The organism is Streptomyces sp. NPDC050504, assembly GCF_044458065.1.
In the GTDB taxonomy this organism is placed as follows: Bacteria; Actinomycetota; Actinomycetes; order Streptomycetales; family Streptomycetaceae; genus Streptomyces.
Map to the genome: position 1 here is coordinate 55,285 of NZ_JBITHO010000017.1, position 16,506 is coordinate 71,790.

General features: G+C 71.3%; 17 protein-coding genes. 7 read left to right on the forward strand and 10 right to left on the reverse strand.

Going from position 1 to position 16,506, the window contains the following annotated elements; all coding sequences use genetic code 11:
- Window positions 1–128 precede the first annotated feature (128 nt).
- From ACIBNE_RS39470 to ACIBNE_RS39485, 4 genes are all read right to left on the reverse strand, one after another.
- A complete protein-coding gene (locus ACIBNE_RS39470) occupies window positions 129–1,232 on the reverse strand; it encodes a response regulator (protein ID WP_399280628.1) in 1,104 nt (367 codons plus the stop codon).
- Window positions 1,225–1,482, reverse strand: coding sequence for a hypothetical protein (locus tag ACIBNE_RS39475; RefSeq protein ID WP_399280630.1), 258 nt, complete (start codon window positions 1,480–1,482; stop codon window positions 1,225–1,227). Before ACIBNE_RS39475 ends, ACIBNE_RS39470 begins: the two co-directional genes overlap by 8 nt.
- A gap of 443 nt (window positions 1,483–1,925) precedes the next feature.
- Complete coding sequence (locus tag ACIBNE_RS39480) at window positions 1,926–2,309, reverse strand: hypothetical protein (protein ID WP_399280632.1); 384 nt, start codon at window positions 2,307–2,309, stop codon at window positions 1,926–1,928.
- Window positions 2,310–2,460: 151 nt separating this feature from the next.
- Complete coding sequence (locus tag ACIBNE_RS39485) at window positions 2,461–3,057, reverse strand: GNAT family N-acetyltransferase (RefSeq protein ID WP_399280634.1); 597 nt, start codon at window positions 3,055–3,057, stop codon at window positions 2,461–2,463.
- A gap of 278 nt (window positions 3,058–3,335) precedes the next feature.
- Here ACIBNE_RS39485 and ACIBNE_RS39490 point away from each other — a divergent pair, with 278 nt between their 5' ends.
- Window positions 3,336–4,013 (forward strand): lipoprotein, encoded by a 678-nt coding sequence (locus ACIBNE_RS39490; protein ID WP_399280636.1) that lies wholly within the window; start codon window positions 3,336–3,338, stop codon window positions 4,011–4,013.
- 231 nt (window positions 4,014–4,244) lie between these two features.
- Window positions 4,245–4,880, forward strand: a complete 636-nt coding sequence (locus ACIBNE_RS39495; protein WP_399280638.1) for a hypothetical protein — start codon at window positions 4,245–4,247, stop codon at window positions 4,878–4,880.
- Between the two features lie 93 nt (window positions 4,881–4,973).
- Here the strand turns inward: ACIBNE_RS39495 and ACIBNE_RS39500 are convergent, their stop codons facing one another.
- From ACIBNE_RS39500 to ACIBNE_RS39515, 4 genes are read right to left on the reverse strand one after another with little or no spacing between them, the layout of a single operon-like run.
- Window positions 4,974–5,360: a barstar family protein gene (locus tag ACIBNE_RS39500; RefSeq protein ID WP_399280640.1), complete on the reverse strand. Its 387-nt coding sequence runs from the start codon at window positions 5,358–5,360 to the stop codon at window positions 4,974–4,976.
- A gap of 49 nt (window positions 5,361–5,409) precedes the next feature.
- Complete coding sequence (locus ACIBNE_RS39505) at window positions 5,410–8,325, reverse strand: tetratricopeptide repeat protein (RefSeq protein ID WP_399280642.1); 2,916 nt, start codon at window positions 8,323–8,325, stop codon at window positions 5,410–5,412.
- Between the two features lie 44 nt (window positions 8,326–8,369).
- Window positions 8,370–8,522 carry a hypothetical protein gene (locus tag ACIBNE_RS39510; RefSeq protein ID WP_399280644.1) on the reverse strand — a complete coding sequence of 51 codons (153 nt, stop codon included), beginning with the start codon at window positions 8,520–8,522 and terminating at the stop codon, window positions 8,370–8,372.
- A gap of 5 nt (window positions 8,523–8,527) precedes the next feature.
- Window positions 8,528–9,601 carry an RNA-binding protein gene (locus ACIBNE_RS39515; protein ID WP_399280646.1) on the reverse strand — a complete coding sequence of 358 codons (1,074 nt, stop codon included), beginning with the start codon at window positions 9,599–9,601 and terminating at the stop codon, window positions 8,528–8,530.
- Window positions 9,602–9,752: 151 nt separating this feature from the next.
- Between ACIBNE_RS39515 and ACIBNE_RS39520 the strand changes: the two genes are divergently transcribed.
- The gene (locus tag ACIBNE_RS39520) at window positions 9,753–9,878 is read left to right on the forward strand and encodes a hypothetical protein (RefSeq protein WP_399280648.1); all 126 of its coding nucleotides are present in this window, start codon (window positions 9,753–9,755) and stop codon (window positions 9,876–9,878) included.
- Window positions 9,879–9,948: 70 nt separating this feature from the next.
- On the opposite strand, the gene ACIBNE_RS39525 is transcribed toward ACIBNE_RS39520, so the two are convergent.
- Window positions 9,949–10,968, reverse strand: a complete 1,020-nt coding sequence (locus ACIBNE_RS39525) for a hypothetical protein (protein ID WP_399280650.1) — start codon at window positions 10,966–10,968, stop codon at window positions 9,949–9,951.
- A 187-nt stretch (window positions 10,969–11,155) separates the two neighbouring features.
- Window positions 11,156–12,097: a pentapeptide repeat-containing protein gene (locus ACIBNE_RS39530; protein WP_399280652.1), complete on the reverse strand. Its 942-nt coding sequence runs from the start codon at window positions 12,095–12,097 to the stop codon at window positions 11,156–11,158.
- Between the two features lie 246 nt (window positions 12,098–12,343).
- Here ACIBNE_RS39530 and ACIBNE_RS39535 point away from each other — a divergent pair, with 246 nt between their 5' ends.
- The 4 genes from ACIBNE_RS39535 to ACIBNE_RS39550 all read left to right on the forward strand — a co-directional run bounded on the left by ACIBNE_RS39535 (window position 12,344) and on the right by ACIBNE_RS39550 (window position 16,468).
- Window positions 12,344–13,735: a Mucin-2 gene (locus ACIBNE_RS39535; RefSeq protein WP_399280654.1), complete on the forward strand. Its 1,392-nt coding sequence runs from the start codon at window positions 12,344–12,346 to the stop codon at window positions 13,733–13,735.
- 88 nt (window positions 13,736–13,823) lie between these two features.
- A complete protein-coding gene (locus tag ACIBNE_RS39540) occupies window positions 13,824–14,315 on the forward strand; it encodes a hypothetical protein (RefSeq protein ID WP_399280656.1) in 492 nt (163 codons plus the stop codon).
- A 403-nt stretch (window positions 14,316–14,718) separates the two neighbouring features.
- A complete protein-coding gene (locus ACIBNE_RS39545; RefSeq protein WP_399280658.1) occupies window positions 14,719–15,681 on the forward strand; it encodes a ParA family protein in 963 nt (320 codons plus the stop codon).
- Between the two features lie 25 nt (window positions 15,682–15,706).
- On the forward strand, window positions 15,707–16,468 hold the full coding sequence (locus ACIBNE_RS39550; RefSeq protein WP_399280660.1) for a hypothetical protein: 762 nt from the start codon (window positions 15,707–15,709) through the stop codon (window positions 16,466–16,468).
- The last annotated feature ends 38 nt before the right edge of the window (window positions 16,469–16,506 follow it).

Sequence of the window (16,506 nt, forward strand, 5' to 3'; positions counted from 1 at the left end):
CTGTGCACAGGGACGCGGAGCGCACGCGAATGGCTCCCGCGCTGCGGCCACCACGTCCCCGGGGGTGCGGGATCGCCGGGGTGTCCGAGCCGCGGGGTCCTCCTTCCCCCGCGACGGCGGGCCCTGGGTCAGCGGGCGGCGCGGCGGTCCAGGTAGAAGCCGGTGAACACGGTGACCTTGGCCCGCAGCGCCCACGCGTCGCAGGGCTTGGCGATGTAGTCGACCGCGCCCGCGGCATAGCCCCGGGCCGTGTGCTCGGGGTTGGCGCCCATGGCCGTGAGGAAGATGATCGGGACGTCACGGGTGCGCGGGCGCCGTTTGATGTGGGCGGCCGTCTCGTAGCCGTCCATCCCCGGCATCTGGATGTCCATGAGGATGACCGCGATGTCGTCGTGGTCCAGCAGCGCCTTGAGGGCGTCGCGCCCGCTCGTGGCGGCGACGATCTCCTGGTTGAGGGTGGCCAGGATCGCCGACATCGCCAGGAGGTTGTCCGGCTGGTCGTCGACGATCAGGATCTTGGGCATCCCGACGGCCTCGCTGCGGGCGGCGGGCACCAGCGCGTGCCCGGGGCCCGCCACCTGAGCGGCCTCGATGGTCTCCAACTGCCGCTCCAACAGCGTGCAGCGCTCCTCCGCCGCCACGCGGCGCTTCTCCGCGTCGTCGCGCTCGTGGGTGAGCCGGGCGACGTCGGCCTGGAGACTGTCGCGCTCGGCCCGGAGCTCGTCGAGACCGGGAGCGTCCTGGGCGTAGGCGTCCGCGCGGGCGCGCTCCTTGACCCAGTCGGCTTCGAGCTGGCTGAGCCGCACCTCCAGGTCGGCGATCCGGTGCTGGCGTTCCAGCAGGGCGCTGCCGATCACGTCCCCGGTGACGTTGGCGCTGCGCGCGACCCGGTCGGCGTCGGCGAGCTGCTGCTCGATGACCTCCACCGCGTGGCGGGGCGAGCTGCTGTGGGCGACGGCAGCGCGGTGCAGTCGGTTCAGCAGCTCGATGGCCGCCGGGGTGGCGGGCTGGCCGCGGTGCTCGGCGAGGTCGGTGAGCAGGTCCAGGATCACTTCCCAGGGGGGTACGCGGGTACCGTTGAAGTACCTGGAGAGCGTTCCCGCGTCGCGATGGCGGCGCGCCGCGTAGCGGCGCACCGACACTCCCAGCCCGTCGAAGAGTTCCCGAAGCGCCTTGGCGAGCGCGCGCGCCTCGTCGTCGAGGTCGGGGCCCAGAGGCTTGAGCTCACCCATGGCGTCCCTCCGCCTCGTCCGTACGATCGCTCGTGGAGCGGCCGGCGGATGCGTCGGGTGCGTCGGGCGTGTCGGGCGCGATGAGGTGGTTGAAGAAGGGGACCGCCGCGCCGAACGCGGCCGCGCCGTACAGCACGCCCTGCGCCACGACGCTGCCCGACAGCGCGGCGAGGACGCCTGCGCCCGTCCCGGTGAGTATCGCCAGCAGCAGCACCAGCGCGGTTCGCGGGGACAGCAGCGACCGTTCCATGGTCTCTCCTTCTGCCAGGCGGCCGTGGCCGGCCGTGGCCGCGGAATCGCCGCGACCAGCAGACAGCTTGGAGTGAACTCGCGGCGTTGCGCACCGTGTTCACGCAGATTGGTCCCCAGTGGCAGCACACGGACGCTCCACGCTGTATTTGCGCAGGTCAGGTGCGTGTCGAACGAATCGTGTGTTGCCGCTCAACGGTCCTCACGCGCAACGGCCGCAACACCAAAACGTTTCCTCGTGCTCATCCGGTGTTGGCGTGGCGGCGATCCGTACCGGGCGACGGCCCGCTCCGCCGTCCTGCGGCACCTGGGTACGGGCATTGCCCCGGGCCACGAACGACCACCCCTTGCTGGCCCGGCGCCTGCGGGAGTGTTCGCTCTTGCGCGCCGCCACGCTCAAGCCGACGTCAACTCGCCCACGATTCAGGGCTGTTGCTCTGCGCGCTAAGGAGCTGCAGTACGGAAGAGAGCCAGCAGGGACCGGGCCGGCAGCGCGTCCGGATCGAAGAACTGCGTGGCCAGAGCGGACGGCACAGCCGTACCCCGCGTGCGGACCTCGTGGCAGGTGAAGCAGAACGCCGCCTCGAAGAGCGCCAGGCCGAGAGAGTCGTCGTACGCCCGAATGCCCCAGCCGGGCGAGAAGCCGCAGCGGTGCTGTTCACTGCCGGGCAGGCTCCCGATCAGGGCCAGGGCGTCGGCGGCTTCGCTCCCGGACCAGTGGGCGACCACCGGGCCGGGGTACGGGTCGTCCCGTCCCGGGGGAAGGGCGGAGATCCGTACGACCTCGATCAGCACGGTGGCGGTGACGGCATCGGCGGGCAGCTGCACGCACACAAGTCTGCCCGCCGCACCGGCGGCCGCACCGGCGGCCGCGCCGGTGCGGCCCTGAGCCGGTGCCCGCGGCGAACCTCCTCAGTACGAGGCCCGCTCGCGGCGCAGGGCCTCCGAACCCTTCGACGAAGCCACGCGTCGCAGCCGCTCAGGCCGAAGCCGGAGCCGAAGCCGGAAGGGAATCTTCTCCGTCATTTCGATAACGCCAGGTACGCAGTGTCACCTGGCGGCCCTTCGCCTTTCGCGTGACGGGCTCGTCGTCGGTGAGTTGGAAACCTGTCGCACGGGCGACAGCCACGCTCGGGAAGTTCTCCGTTTCAATGCGCAGCAGCACGCGCCTCGCGTCGAGTTGGCGACAGGCGTAGTCGGCCGCCAACTCGACAGCTCGTGAGGCCAGGCCCTGCCGCCGGTGTCGGCTGCCGATGCCATAGGCGAGCTCGATGTCCCGCGCGTCGAGCTCGCTGCGGAAGAGGAGCACCTCACCGCGCGGCCGCTCGCCGTCGGTGGTGATCGCCAATTGCGCTTTCCCGCGTCCTTCCCCGCGGTCTTCGCGAGCCTTGGCCAGGTACTCGCGTGCCGCTGTGGAGTCGAACGGAGAGGGCACGGGAGTCCATCGGGCGATCTCGGGATCGTCATAGAGCTCAACCAGCGCGGACAGGTCGGAATCGGCCCACTCCCTCAGCAGTATCCCGTCTCCTGACAACCGAATGCTTGGCGGCAGAACGACCTCACGTTGGCTGGACATGTGCCCGATCCTGCCCTGCCGGGAAGTCGAACTCCAGGGCCGGAAAGCTCCTGGCCCGGTTATGAGGCGTCCGTGCGGGAGGAGCCCGGTTCGGCTGTGGGTTCCCTGAGGACACCGGCCACGTCGCATATTTGAACGCGTTCAGAATTCTTCGGAGCGGCCTGCGGACCGCCCCCGACCCTCCCGGTCCCCCGCCCCGCGCCTGCGGGCCGTTTGCCTTCAGCGGTAACTCCACGTAGCGTCTGGCCGATTTGTTGAATTCATATAAGGAAATATGGATGCAGAGGTTGGTTCGGGGGGCCGCGTGCGCGGTACTCGCCACAGGCGTGCTCGCGGGTTGTTCGTCCGGTACGGATGAGGGTGGCAAACCGGCTGTTTCGTCGTCGTCTCCGGGGAAGGCCGAGGGGTCCGTGACCGCGGACAAGAAGGCCCCGGCGAAGGAGGACCCGGCGAAGGAGGCCGCCGGTCGTGTCGGGGGGTCCGGAACGCCGTGCAAGTTGCCCGTGTCGTTCGAGACGGCCAAGGACTGGAAGCCCAAGGCGGTCGCCGCGGAGGACGCCAAGCTGCTCGGCCCGCTCGCCAAGCACGGTCCCGTGACCCTGGTCTGCCAGGTCGACGCGAAACCGGCCGGCCTGCTCGGCTCTCTCGGCGTCTGGACCGGGAACGCCGGGAAGAGCACTCCCCGGCAGGTGCTGGAGGCGTACCTCGATGACACGTCGGACGTCACCAAGAGCGAGTACCGCGAGGTCAAAGCCGGTACCTTCGCCGCCACCGAGGTCTCGTACACGACCTACAGCAAGCTCATGGAGGAATCCCGCCCCAAGACCGCGCTGGCGGTGACGACCCCTCAGGGCGCGGTCGTCCTGGACCTCGGCGGGCTGGACGAGGAGGAGCACAAGGAGATGCTGCCCGCCTACGAACTCGCCAAGAAGACCCTGAGCGCCACCCGCCCGTAGCGGCCCCCGCGCGGACGTGCCCTCTCGCGGCGATCGGCGATCGGCGATCGCTGCGGGAGGGCCTCGCGCCCGGCCGCTGTCCGGCGGGACCGGGAGCCGTGCGCCGCAGTACGTCAATGGGCTGACTGACGCATAGCCAGATCCCTTGCCCGCCGGGATAGTTGGCGCCACCTCCGGGGATGCGGCCGGGCGCGGGGGCCGGCGGCACGGAGCCGACGGACGGGGGGTCCGATGGGGTTCAACGTGCTCTCGCTGGTGCTGTCCGTGGTGGCGGTGGCCGCCTCGACGTGGGGCGTGCGCCTGCAGATCTCGCGGGCCAGGGCCGACAGCGACCTGGCCATGACGACGGACCTGATCCTCACCCACGTACGAGACCCGCAGTTCCAGCGGGACCAGCTGTGGGTCCTGAACGGACTCTCCGCCGAGCACGGACCGGAGAACGGGCTCGAAGGACTGCCCGAACCCGCCAACCTGCGGGCCTGGAACGTGGGGATCGTCTACGAGACCGTATCGATCATGCTGCGGTTCGAACTCACCAACCCGGTCATCCTGATGAGCCTGGCCCAGCACAGGATCGTCAAGACCTGGGAGGCTCTGGAGCCCTACGTCGCTGTTGAACGCGAGCGCCGGGGCCGGGTGGTCTTCCCCTTCTTCGAGGACGCCTACGTCGCCGCGAAGGCCGCGGACCCCTCCTTGCTGTACGCCAGCCTCGGACTGCGGAAGGCCGACGGTTCGCCGCGGGTGCCCGACGGACGAGCGGGCGGGGCCCCTTGGCGGGCCCCGGGACGCGGACGGGGAATCGGCGGACGACGGTCTTCCCCGACGCGTCCGACGCGCCTGACGCGGCGGCGCACACCGGGGTTCTGAACGACGCGGCTCTCCCCGCACACGGCTCTCCCCGCACGCGGCACGGCCCCACCCGGGTAGCGGTCCGGCCCGGACCGGTGCCGTCGTGACGGGTCACCGCAGCCGCAGCACTCCAGGAGCGCGGTCGTCGAAGATTTCGACCAGCCAGTCGAAGACGGTGCTCCCGCGCTCTTGTCTCGCCGCTTCGAGGTCCGCGCGGGTCGAGGGGCGGTTCGCGGGGTGGCAGCGGGACAGCCGGATCTCCAACTGGCGGGCCGTCTCAAGGTGGCCGAGGTTCCGGCGCGAGATCCGGTGGTCGCGCCACTCCACCACGTAGGCGTCGTCGTCGGGCGTTCCGAAACCACCGCTGAGGCAGTCGGCGAAGGCGTCGAGGTTTCGGCCGAAGTAGCCTCCGGGACCGTTGACCGCTTCGCCGATCACGCGCCAGAAGTCCTCCAGCGTTCCGATCTCCCTGCCGTCCAGCACATATGTCGGTGTCACAGCTCGGAGGATACGTGTGGCTCCGCGCCGTCTCCCCGGCCCCACCGTCTCATTCCGGTTCCGTGTGCGTCGAGGGCCCCCGGGGCTCCAGGACGCGCAGGATGGGTGACAGGAGTTTGCGCGACCAGGAAGTCCGCTGGTTGTCCGCGCTTTCGGGCAGGTCGTCGAGGGCGGTGGTGACGCGGCGCAGCAGTCGGAGGCCGTCGGCCAGCAGTCGGGGGCCGGGACGCAGCGCGAGGACGGAGCCCATCTGCCGGGCCAGGCCGGGCCACTGGATCTGGTGGCTGAGGAGCGCCGCGAGTCTGATCGCGGCCTTGAGGGCGGCGGGGTGCGTCGCCAGGTGCCGCCGCAGCAGTTCGACGAGGGGCCGGGCGATCTCGGCTTCCGCCTCGGCGATGCCGAACAGGACGGTGAAGGCCCCGGCGAGGTCGTCGACGGCTCCCTCGTACTGCTGGGCGTACACGCGGACCACGCCGCGGCCCGCCAGGCACCACGGCCATTGCCCGTACTCGGACAGCGCGTGGTCGAAGTCCTCTTCCGCTTCCGCGAGTCGCCCCGCCTCCCACCGCAGCCATCCGCGCATCGCGAAGGCGATCTCCCACGAGTCGTCGAGGGAGATCGCGTGGTCGAGGTCGGCCAGGGCTTCGGCGTCGCGGCCCAGGCCGTGCAGTGCCCAGGCGCGGAGCGTGTACGGCCAGGGCCGGCCGCGTGGTCCTTCTTCGTCCCGGTCGGCCAAGGCCCGGTCGGCCAAGGCCCGGTCGGCCAGGGCCCGGTCGGCCTCGTGAAGGGCCTCCGCGTGCCGTCCGAGGTCCAGGAGCAGGTCGGCGAGCCGGACGCGGTACCACCCCGGCCCGGAGTCCAGGTCGGCCGCCCTGGCCAGGTCGCGGACGGCCTCGTCCCACCGCTCCAGTCGGCACAGGCAGCGGGAGCGCTCCGCGTAGGCCCAGGTGTACTGCGGGTCGATGCCGAGCGCGCGGTCCAGATCCGCCAGCGCCTCCTGGTACCGCCCCTGAACGCGGTGGAGTTCGGCACGACTGGCCAGGGCCCAGTCCTGCTCGGCGTCGAGTTCGACCGCCCGGTCGAAATCGGCGAGCGCTTCGGTGTGGCGTCCCGCCAACAGGTGGATGCGCCCCCGGTACACGCGGTGCCAGGCGCCGTCGGGGTCGACGCGGATCACCTCGTCCATGTCGGCGAGGGCGTCGTCGGCGTTCCCCGCCTGCTGGTGGGTGACGGCGCGTTCCACCAGCGCCACCGCGTGCCGCGGTTCCGGTACCAGTACCGAGGTGAAGTCGGCGAGCGCCTCTTCGTACCGCTCCGCGCGCCGGTGGAGCCGCCCCCGGACGATTCGGGTGCGCTGCTGTCCCTCGGTGTCCAGACCGGGGTGTGCGAGCAGCGCGGCCAGGACGGCCATGACCGCCGAGGCGTCGTCCTGGGACGCGGCGGTCAGCCGCTCCCCCCATCGGGCCAGGCACTCGTCCGCGCTGTCCGCCCCGGCCCGCGCCAGCAGTTGGGCCCAGCGCCGGGCCGGGCCGCTCCCCTGCTCGCAGGCGTGGACGGCCTGGGCGAGTGCGTCCGGCAGGGCGCGGCGCGGATCGGCGCACAGGCGGTGGTACGTCTCGTTCGACCGGTGCTCGCGCCAGACGGTGTCGCCCCAGTGTTCCTCGGCCGGCACCGTCTCCTCCCGCTCTTCCCGCCAGGTGAGGAAGGTCCGCGCGAGCAGTTCGTGCGCGGCGTGCCACCGTGCGGGAGACTGGGTGCGTTGCAGCCGCAGCATGGGGGCGCGTACGACGTCGTGGTAGCGGCACCGCCCGGCCTGGTCGGTGACGAAGGCGAGCCGACGCACCCAGGAGTACTGTTCGGCGGCCTCCGGCGGGGCGACGGCGCGATAGACGTCCTCGTCGAACTGCAGGGGCAGGGCCAGGGCGAGGGCGGCGGTCCGCCGGGAGGGATCCGTCTCCCATTTCAAGAACCGCTCCACGGCCGTTCCCGACGGGTCGTCCACGGTCCGGGCCGAGTCGGGGCGCGCCTGCGCCAAGGTGTGGACCAGCACGGGGAGTCGGCCCGACAGGCGCAGTACGACGTCGACGACCCGTTCGTCGGTGACGCCCCGCAGCGCGAGCAGGGCCCGCGCCTCTTCCTCGGTGAACACCTCCAGCGGCACTTCGGTGACCAGGTCGAGCCAGTCGCCCCAGCACCGGGCGTTGAGACGGCCCTGTCCCGACAGCACGATCTGCACGTTGGCCGGCAGCGGGCCGTGCACCTCGCCGAACGCGATGTCGCGCAGCCACTCGTCCAGTACGGGCCCGGTCCGCTCGTACACGTCGAAGAACAGCACCACCCGCGGCCGCCGCCGGGTCACCTCGGCCAGGTCCTGGAGGAACACCGGGGTCAGAGCGCGCACCGGGTCCATGACGAGCCGTACGTCGTCGTGGGAGCGCAGCCGCGCGCCGAGCACGGCCCGCAGCCGGTCCGCCCCCTGGGCCAGCTGCTGCGGATCGACGGCGCCTGCGAGCGCCCCCACGACCGGCACCATTCCGAGACCGACCAGGCCCACCTGCGCGGCGACCGAGCCCGGGAGCGAGGCCGGGGCCGAACCTGGTCCCGAGCCCGGGACCGAGCCCGCTGGCGGCTGTGCGGCGCCGGTGTCCTCCGTGGCCGCGTGCGTGGTCTCCCGCGCCGACTGCGCCTCGTGGGCGCGCTGGCGGAACGTCGCCAGCAGCTTGTCGAACCGGCGCAGCTCCAGGCCCTGACGGCCGAGCCGCTCGCCGATCTCCTCCATCGCCTCCACGGCGCTGTGCACGCTGTCGTCCAGGTACACGGTGGTCGCGCCCTGTTCACCGGCGACCGCTTCCCACTGCCGTACCAGCGAGGTCTTGCCCACACCGGCGTTGCCGTGCACGTGGAAGAGGAACTGGTAGTCGTCGCTCTCCGGGTCCTGGCCCAGATTCTCCCGGAACGCGTTCATCTCCCCGCGCCGACCGACGAATCCGCTCCGACGGCGACGCCGGATCAGCTCCTGCCGCGACGGCCGCTGCTCCGCCATCCCCCCACCCCCGGCGGCCAGTATGGCAAGGATGCGCACGGCCCGGCCCGGATCGCGGCCTTCTCCTCGAACATCTCGAAGATCTCGGACAACTCGAACATCTCGAAGGTCTCGAACATCGGGCTCAGTGCGGCTCGTCCCCCTGCCGCGCGGTATCCATGGCTTCCCCGGCCCCCCAACGCGCCCGCACCACACCGTCGTTGTCGGGCATGACGGCGGCGTACAGGGGCAGGTCATCGCCCTCGTAGGGGGAGATGAGTACGGCGGCGGAGGCGGCGGAGATCCGGGAGGCCAGTTCGGGAAACTCCTCCTCGTCGCGGATGGCGCTGTGGATGCGGCCGTCCCGGTCCTGCCAGACGCCCTCGACGAGGCCGTCGGCGGGGAAGGAGGCGAGCACTGCGGCGATGTCGCGGGACAGGGGCGGCCGCACGGTCAGACGGGCACGGGGCGCGAGGGCCGCACGGACCGTACCGATGGTGTCAGGGGTGAGGCGGTGCCATCGTGTCGCGCCTTCGACGATCGTCTCCTCCAGCACTCCGGCGCGGCCGGAGGCGGCCGCCCGGCCCAGCCGGTCCCAGAAGTCGTCGTCGGCCGGCCACGCGGTGCCCGTACCTTCGACTTCCGGGTCGAAGTCGTACGGGGACGACGCCATGCGTTCGGGGAACAGGCCGAGCGCGCGGGTGGCGGCGAGCGCTTCCTCGCACGGCCGACTGCTGCCGATGTAGAGGTACTGGTCGTAGCCCACGTGCACCGCGAAGACGTCCTCGGCCTCCAGTCGGCACCATGCCCCGTCGTCGCGGAACATGACCCTGACCAGTTCGAGCGCCGTGCGCAGCGGGACGCGGGCCCCGTCGTGGAAGCCGGGCGGCAGACCCGGTCCCGTTGCGGCGCCGGTTGCGGCGGTGGCGTCGGCGGTGGCGGCGACGCCGGTTGCGGCGGTGGCGGGCGGGAACAGTCCGTCCAGTCCGTAGCCTTCCACCGCGGGCTCGACCCCGAAGTGCGCGACGGACGGAATGCCCGGCTCGCGGATGGCCAGACGCTCGACGCCCGATTCCCCGGCGAACACGGCAACTGCCCGAAGGTACGCCGCTTCCACCTCGCCGTGGTCGCTGAGGGTGTCCTCCGGCCCGGTGTAGTACCCGTGTTCATCGCGGTCGGCGGGGTCGTACTTCGTGACACGGTAGACGTAGGCGAGCATGTCCACATCATCCCTCACCCGCTCCCCCACCCGCCCCGTCCCGTCCCGCCCCGTCCAGCCTCCGGAGCATGGTGTACTGGTCGGCCGCCCGGCTCAGTTCATGAGGCGGCGTGATTCACGGGGCGGCGTGAGAGAGCGCGACGGAGCGAACATGTGGGACGGCCTGATCGTCCGCGACGCGGGCGTGCCGTCGATGGCCAAGGTCATCGACGGGCTCGTGGCCTCGGGCGAGTACGAGACAGTCCTTCGCCACGTCTGCCCCGAAGAGGACGCTTGATCTCGTCGGCCCCTGCCCTCACGTACCGGAACCCGGACCCCGGACCCCGGACCCCGAAGCCCTGGGTCCGTTACACCAGTCTCCGCGTCTCGAACAGGTAGGTGAACGGGGATTCCGGGCGGGGCGGCCGCGCGAAGCCGGCCGCGGCTCCCAGCGCCGCGATGAAGGCTCCCCAGCCGTCGGCCTGGTGCAAGGTCCAGGCGACTCCCGCGCCCGCGCAGGCCAGGGCCGTCAGGGGGCGCCCCCAGGCGAGGCGGGCCCGGCGCAGTTGCGCGGCGTGGTCCGCGATCGATTCCGACCGGTCCTGGAGCATGCGCGGACGGTCGGCGGGGTCGGCGGTCTCAAGGTCGCGTACGAAGTCCCGGAGGCCGCGGGCATAGGCCTTGTACGTCGGGCCGTGTTCGCTCCGGTAGTCCAGGATCTCGTCCAGGGGAACCCGGGACAGGTCCACGCCGACGTCGAGCATGTCCTGGTGCAGGAGTTGGCCGGACCTTTCTGCCTTGCCGCCCGGTGTCCGGGAGGCCCGGGTCAGGTCGCCGACCAGGTGGATCCGGTGGCTGGAGACCTTCGCCTGGGCTGCCAGGCCGACCTTCAGGAGCACAGCGGCGCGTGCCCGGACCGGCATGTCGACCATGTCCGGTCCCAGGTCCGGCCGTCGCCGCAGGACGCTCCCGGCGCGCAGCATCTCCTCGACGACGCGTTGGACGTTGTCGGTACGGGATGCGAAGTGCCCGGATCCGATGCTCAGCGAGCTGCCGGTCAGGTGCCCGATCGTGATCGCATCAGTGGCCTCCGCGTCCTCGGTGCCCTGCGCGCGGCTGTCGTGCGAAGCCGCGGCGCGCACGGTGCGGGCGATGTCCTCGTCGAGCCAGCCGGCCGGTTCGAAGTTGTGCAGGAGTCCGGCCTGCCGCAAGGGCTGGGCAAGCTCCGCCTCTTGCGCGACCGTTGTGCTGAAGTGCTCCCGGGGAAGCAGGAGGGCGAACCCGTCGAAGAAGAGCAGCAGGCTCTTCATGTGCCCGACGGACTGGTCGTCCCAGATCCACCCGGGGTAATAGTGTGCGAGTTCGGGCGGAGCCCCCTGCGCCGTCATACGACGAGTCTGGCACCGGTGAAGCGCTCAGGTCGATGAATCCCGTGAACTGACTGCAACCGACTGTGGGAGGTGCGTCCGGCCGTGTTCCGGAGCCCGTTCCGTCGGTGGTCTTCTTGGGGGCTGCGGCTTTACCGCGGTAAAGCCGCAGCCCCCAAGAAGACCACCATGTGAACACCGCGGCTGTTCACGGCGTTGCTCGAACCGTGTTCGTCAGCGCGGGAGGCAGCTTCGTCTCCGTGTCGAGGACCGCCTCGCCCACCTGCTCCTGAGTGAGACCGCCCGCTGTCGACAGGTCCGCGTTGAACAGGCGCGTCTGCGTGAGGCGCGTCCCGTCGAGCCTGGCACCGCGTAGGTCGGCTCCCCGCAGGTAAGCCCCGTCGAGGTGGGCGTGGTTGAGCCAGGCGCCGCCGAGTCGGGTTTCCCTGAGCCAGGCGCCTTCCAGGTGCGCGCCGGTCAGGTCGGCTCCCTCCAGGCGCGCACCGGCGAGGCGCGCCCGCTCCAGCCGGGCGTTCTGGAGGTCCGCTCCGCGCAGGTTCGTACGCCGTAGATCTATGCGGAACGGTTCCTCAAGGAGCGGCCGCCTCCCGAGGACCGTCAAGGCGGCCTGGACGGACTCCTCCAGCCGTACCGTGGAGTCCAACGGCCGTGCCGTGGGGGACGGTTCCGCGTCCGGCGCGATCCACACCTGGTCCCGGACGAACGCCGCGAGGACCTCGACCACCGTGAAGTGGTCCTTGGCGGAGTCCCGCATGATCCGCTCCAGCGCGTGGATACCGCCCAGGCGCTCGACGGTCCGCTCCGACGCGAGCAGCTTGATGGCCGCCACATAGCGGTCGGTCACCTGGCCGTCCCGGGCGATCTCGGCCTGCTCGCGGTCCCGGTCGCGGGTGTGCCGCAGCGTACGGTCGGTGTAGTAGATGCCTGCCCCGGCGACCGCACCGGCGCCGAGGGCGACCAGCGTCGTACGGAACCCCGCGACCACCACGGCATCGGCCGGCTGGAGGTCCCGCCGACGCAGCCGGTCGCCGTCCAGCCACCACGGGCCCTGCCACAACAGCAGGGCGAAGCCGACGAAGGCAACAACCAGCAGTGCGAGCACCAGAGCACGCGTCCGGCTCCGTTTCATACCCAGGAGCATCTCCCCGCCGGAGCCGCCGCATGCGTGAGGGAGTCGGCCTCCCGGGCTGACCGCTCCACCGCTCCACCGCTCCACCACTTGACCACTTCACCGCTCTTCGGCTTTACCGCGGTAAAGCCGAAGGGGGAGACAAAGTGGCAGAGAGGCGATGCCCGAGCGCGCACTGCCGACGGGTAATGTCCTGCGCCACTCCCCCGGCACCGGCGGAGACCTTCGAGGGGATCAGGGGGAATCATGGTCGCGTTCCACGCGTCCGCACTGGACGGCGTTGCCCGCAACCCCGCGCTGCCGACACCGTTGCTGCTGCGGTTGCTCGCCACTGACCACGGCGGTGGGGGTCCGCCCCGGCACGCCGTCCAACGGCCCGGACTCCCCGAATCGGCGATCGCGTTGATCCTGGCTCACCCGAACCCGCACGCCCGGATCCATTTCGCGACGAGCGTGCGAGCGGAGCCCGCACAGCGGGCCCGGCTCGTGGAGGACCCCTCCCCCAAGGTGCGGGCCGCTCTCGCGGCCGGACCGGAGGACTACAACTGGCGCACGGCGGTCGCACCGCTGCCGGACGGCGTGTGCGCCCACCTGCTGGAGGACCCCGACCCTTCCGTACGAGACGCGCTGTTGAACTCGCCCCACCTGGCGCCGTCGTTCGTGGCCTCGCTGGCCGCGCACCGCGATCCGGCAGCGCGCCGGATCGCGGTGCGCGCGTGGAAGACGCTACGGCCGGACGAGCGGTCCGCCCTGCTCACCGACGCCGCTCCCGAGGTCCGGCGGGCCGCCGCGCTGCGGGAGTGCCGACAGAACGCCGACATCACCACCGAGCTCCTTCGTGATCCGAAGTCCATCGCCGAGGCGCTGCGCCGAGGACGCCTCCACCGCGCCGACGCCGAACGGCACTTCGCCGCGCGGACACATCAGGCCGCCCTCGCCGAGAACCCGTCACTGCCCGCCGACCTCGTGACACAGCTCGCCGCTGACCTGGACGAGGACGTACGGCTCGCCGTCTCCCTCAGGCCCGAACTGGACGAGACCCGGCGCATGGCCATCGACTTCACCGTGTCGGACTTCGCCAGAGAGGACGTGGAGTGGGTACGGGACGGACTCGCCGACCCCGATGTGCTGCGGCGCGCCGCGACCTCCGCCCACCCGCTGCTCCGGCGCACCGCCGCCCGGAGCCCGCACCTGCCGTCCGACCTTCTGGACCTGCTCGTCCGCACCGGGGACCCTCAGGTGGAGAACTTCCTGGGCGTGTACCACCCCGACACTCCGGAGGAGGTCTTGATGCGTGTGTTCGCCCGGCTCGGCGGGACGTTCTCCGCGTGGATGGCGGAGACACACCCGCGCTTCCCCCGCGAGGGCCTCGCCGCCCGCTACGCGGACCACCCTGACGGCGACTACCGCCGCCTGGCCGTCCGGGACCCGGCCGCCACACCCGCACTCATCGAACGACTCAGCCACGACTCCGCGGTCTGGACGCGCCAGGCGGCGGCCGAGGACCCGCGCCTCCCGCTCCACCGACTCCGCGAAGCACTCCATGTCCCTGAACTGGCCTCCAGCGCCGGTGCCAACCCCGCTCTCCCCCAGGACGAGATGACCGCCGTCCTGGACCGCGCCGACATTCCCACCTGACCAGCGAGCGGGAACCGCCCGTCCTGCACTCAGCCCGGACCGGGGCCCCTGCCTTCTGCTTGCCGCCTGCCTGGCGACAGGATGGCGGGTGGCGACGAACGAGGCGGAACTCCTGGCCCTCCTGCGCGAACACGACGACCCCGAACGGCTGGAACGGCCGCTGCACTGCGACCGGGTCGCGACCGGCCTCGCGTTCCAAGGGCTGGTCCGCCGCCTCGAAGCGGACTTCGGAACCCGGTGCGAGTCGGAGCGGGACACCCAGGACTCCAGCGAGTACGGCCGCGTCCACGTCCCTGCGGACGCCACGATCTGCGGGACGCGGATCGTCGTCTGCGTGAGCAAGTTCGGCTCCCTCGCCGAGGTCTGCGCCGACAACCCGGGCGCCTACTTCGGCACCGAAGACGCCCGCCAGGACGGTGCGCTGGATCCCGCGGACCTCGCCACCGTGAAACGGGCCGAACTCGGCTACGTGAGCATCCCCGAGGAACTGCTGGAGAGCGACTACGAGGGCCCCAGCGCACTGGAACCGTTCGCGGTACGGCCCACCTGGTGGACCCGGTACTTCGGCACGGTCTGGTGATCCGTCCGCGCAGAGGGCGCACCGGGCCAGTCCAGGGGTGGTCTGCGGGTGTGCTCCAGCTCTGCCATCTTTACCGCGGTAAAGCCGTGGGGCCTCGGTCGGGGCGCGCTTCCCGGCTCAGGAGCTTTACCGCGGTAAAGCCCAGCACTGCCAGAGTGTGCTGCCCGTGCGGTGTGGAGCTGTGCACGGGACCGCACTACGAGCCGTACTACGAGCCGTCCTATGTAGCGTGCTAGGCGTTGTGCACGACGGTACGCCGGACATGGGGCGCAGACCTGAGCGCCACCGGGCTGTCGGCCGAACTCACACCGACACGCTGATGGGCGCCTGCTCAGGAATGCACCAGAGATCACCTAACGTCACAAAAGCACTATTGTCCGCTTTGTGACTGGAGGTGGGGCAGGTGACCACCAGTACCCTCCCACTCGACCTCGTCGACCTGACCGAGGTGAAGAAGGCGCTGCGACGCCGTGCCCAACGCATGGCCGAAGGCCTCCACGAAGCCAAGGTCATCGTGGTCAGCAACGGCAAGGGCGGCGTCGGCAAGTCGAGCCTGTCCGCGACCCTGTGCGCGGCCTGGTCCAGCGCCGGGCTGCGCACCCTGCTCATCGAGATGGACGAGCAGGGAAACAACGGCGAGGACCTCGGCTTCAACGCCTCCGCCCTCTCCGACAACGGCGAAGCCCAGGCCGCCGCCATCCTCGACGGCAAACCCCTCACTCCCACCGGTCAGGCCCGTCCCAACCTGTACGTCGTCCCCGGCGGTGAAGTCCTCGAAGAGATCGTCGAGGAGCTCTACTGCCAACGGCGTCTCGCCGCACGCAGCGGCGACCCCGCCGACCAGCTCGCCTGGATGGGCATGTACGCCGCCGCCCTCGACGCGGTCCGCGACCAGTACGACGTCATCGTCCTGGACGTGGCCCCCGGCTCCGAGCCCCTCCAGCTCCAGGCGCTGACCGCGGGTGACCTCGTGCTCATCCCCTCGAAGTCCGACCCTTCCTCCCGCAAAGGCCTGCGGACCGTCGCCCGGCGCTTCGGACTGGCCCGCGGCCTCAACCCGGGGCTCCGCCTCCTGGGCGTCGTCGTCTTCGCCTCCAACGTCTCCGCCACCAAGGTCCAGTCGAACATCAAGGACCAGCTGACCCGGGACCTGCAGGGCGCCGCCCCCGTCTTCGAGCAGACCATCCGGCACGTCGAATCCGCCGCGGTCGCCTGCCGCACCGCGGGCAAGACCCCCCAGGAGCTGCGCAGCAGCAAGGACATCGACACCAGCCTGCGCCGCTCCGTCCGTGCCCTGGCGGGGGACTACCAGAGCCTGGCCATCGAAATCATGCAGGCCAAGGCCGCCCTGGACCAGGACAGCTGACCGCCACCGGACAAGGAGCAGACCCATGGCAACCCGCAAAACCGAGGTCGACGGCGGCCTTCCCGACAACGACAAGGACCTGGACGCCTTCGGTGCCGCCGCTGCGGCAGCCTTCACCCCCAAGCCCCGCCGCCGCGCGGCGAAGCCTTCCGCGGCACCCGAACCGCAGCCCGCCGCGCCCGCGGAAGCCACGCCCCCTTCAGAGGCCGGGCCGCCTTCCGAGGCCGCACCGCCTCCCGAGGCCGGGCCGTCCTCCGTCGTCCGGACGGTGCCCGCCCCGGTGCCCGCCCCGGCGGCCGCCGGGGGAGTGGCGGCGGAACAGCCCGTGGTGGTGAGGATCCCTCAGCTGGGGGCGCCCGGCCAGGACGCCACCCAGTGCACGGTCATGGTGGACCGCACCGTACGCAAGAGGTTCGCCCGCTACCAGAGCGCCCAGCAGCAGGCGACCGGCCACGAGCCCACCAACGCGGTCGTCGTCCGCAGAGCGATGCTCCAGGCCAGGAAGAACGACCGGTTCGCCGCGCTCCGCCAGACCGTACGCCTGCGGCAGCAACCGCTCCAGGAGGAGGACCACGACGCGGAGGGACTGTTCGGTGAGGTCCCGGAGCGGCGTACCGAACGCGGCGCCGTCAAAGACAGCGCCCAGCAGTCGTTCCGGCCCAGCCGCCAGGAACTAGCGGTGTACGACGCCTACAGCACGGCGTACGGCTTCCCTTCCCGGTCGGACTTCCTGAACGCGGTCCTCGACGCGTTCCTGCCCGAACTCCCGGCCAAGGACCGTCGCTAGCAGCCAAGAAGGAAGAAGGGGCTGGGCACGGCGACGTG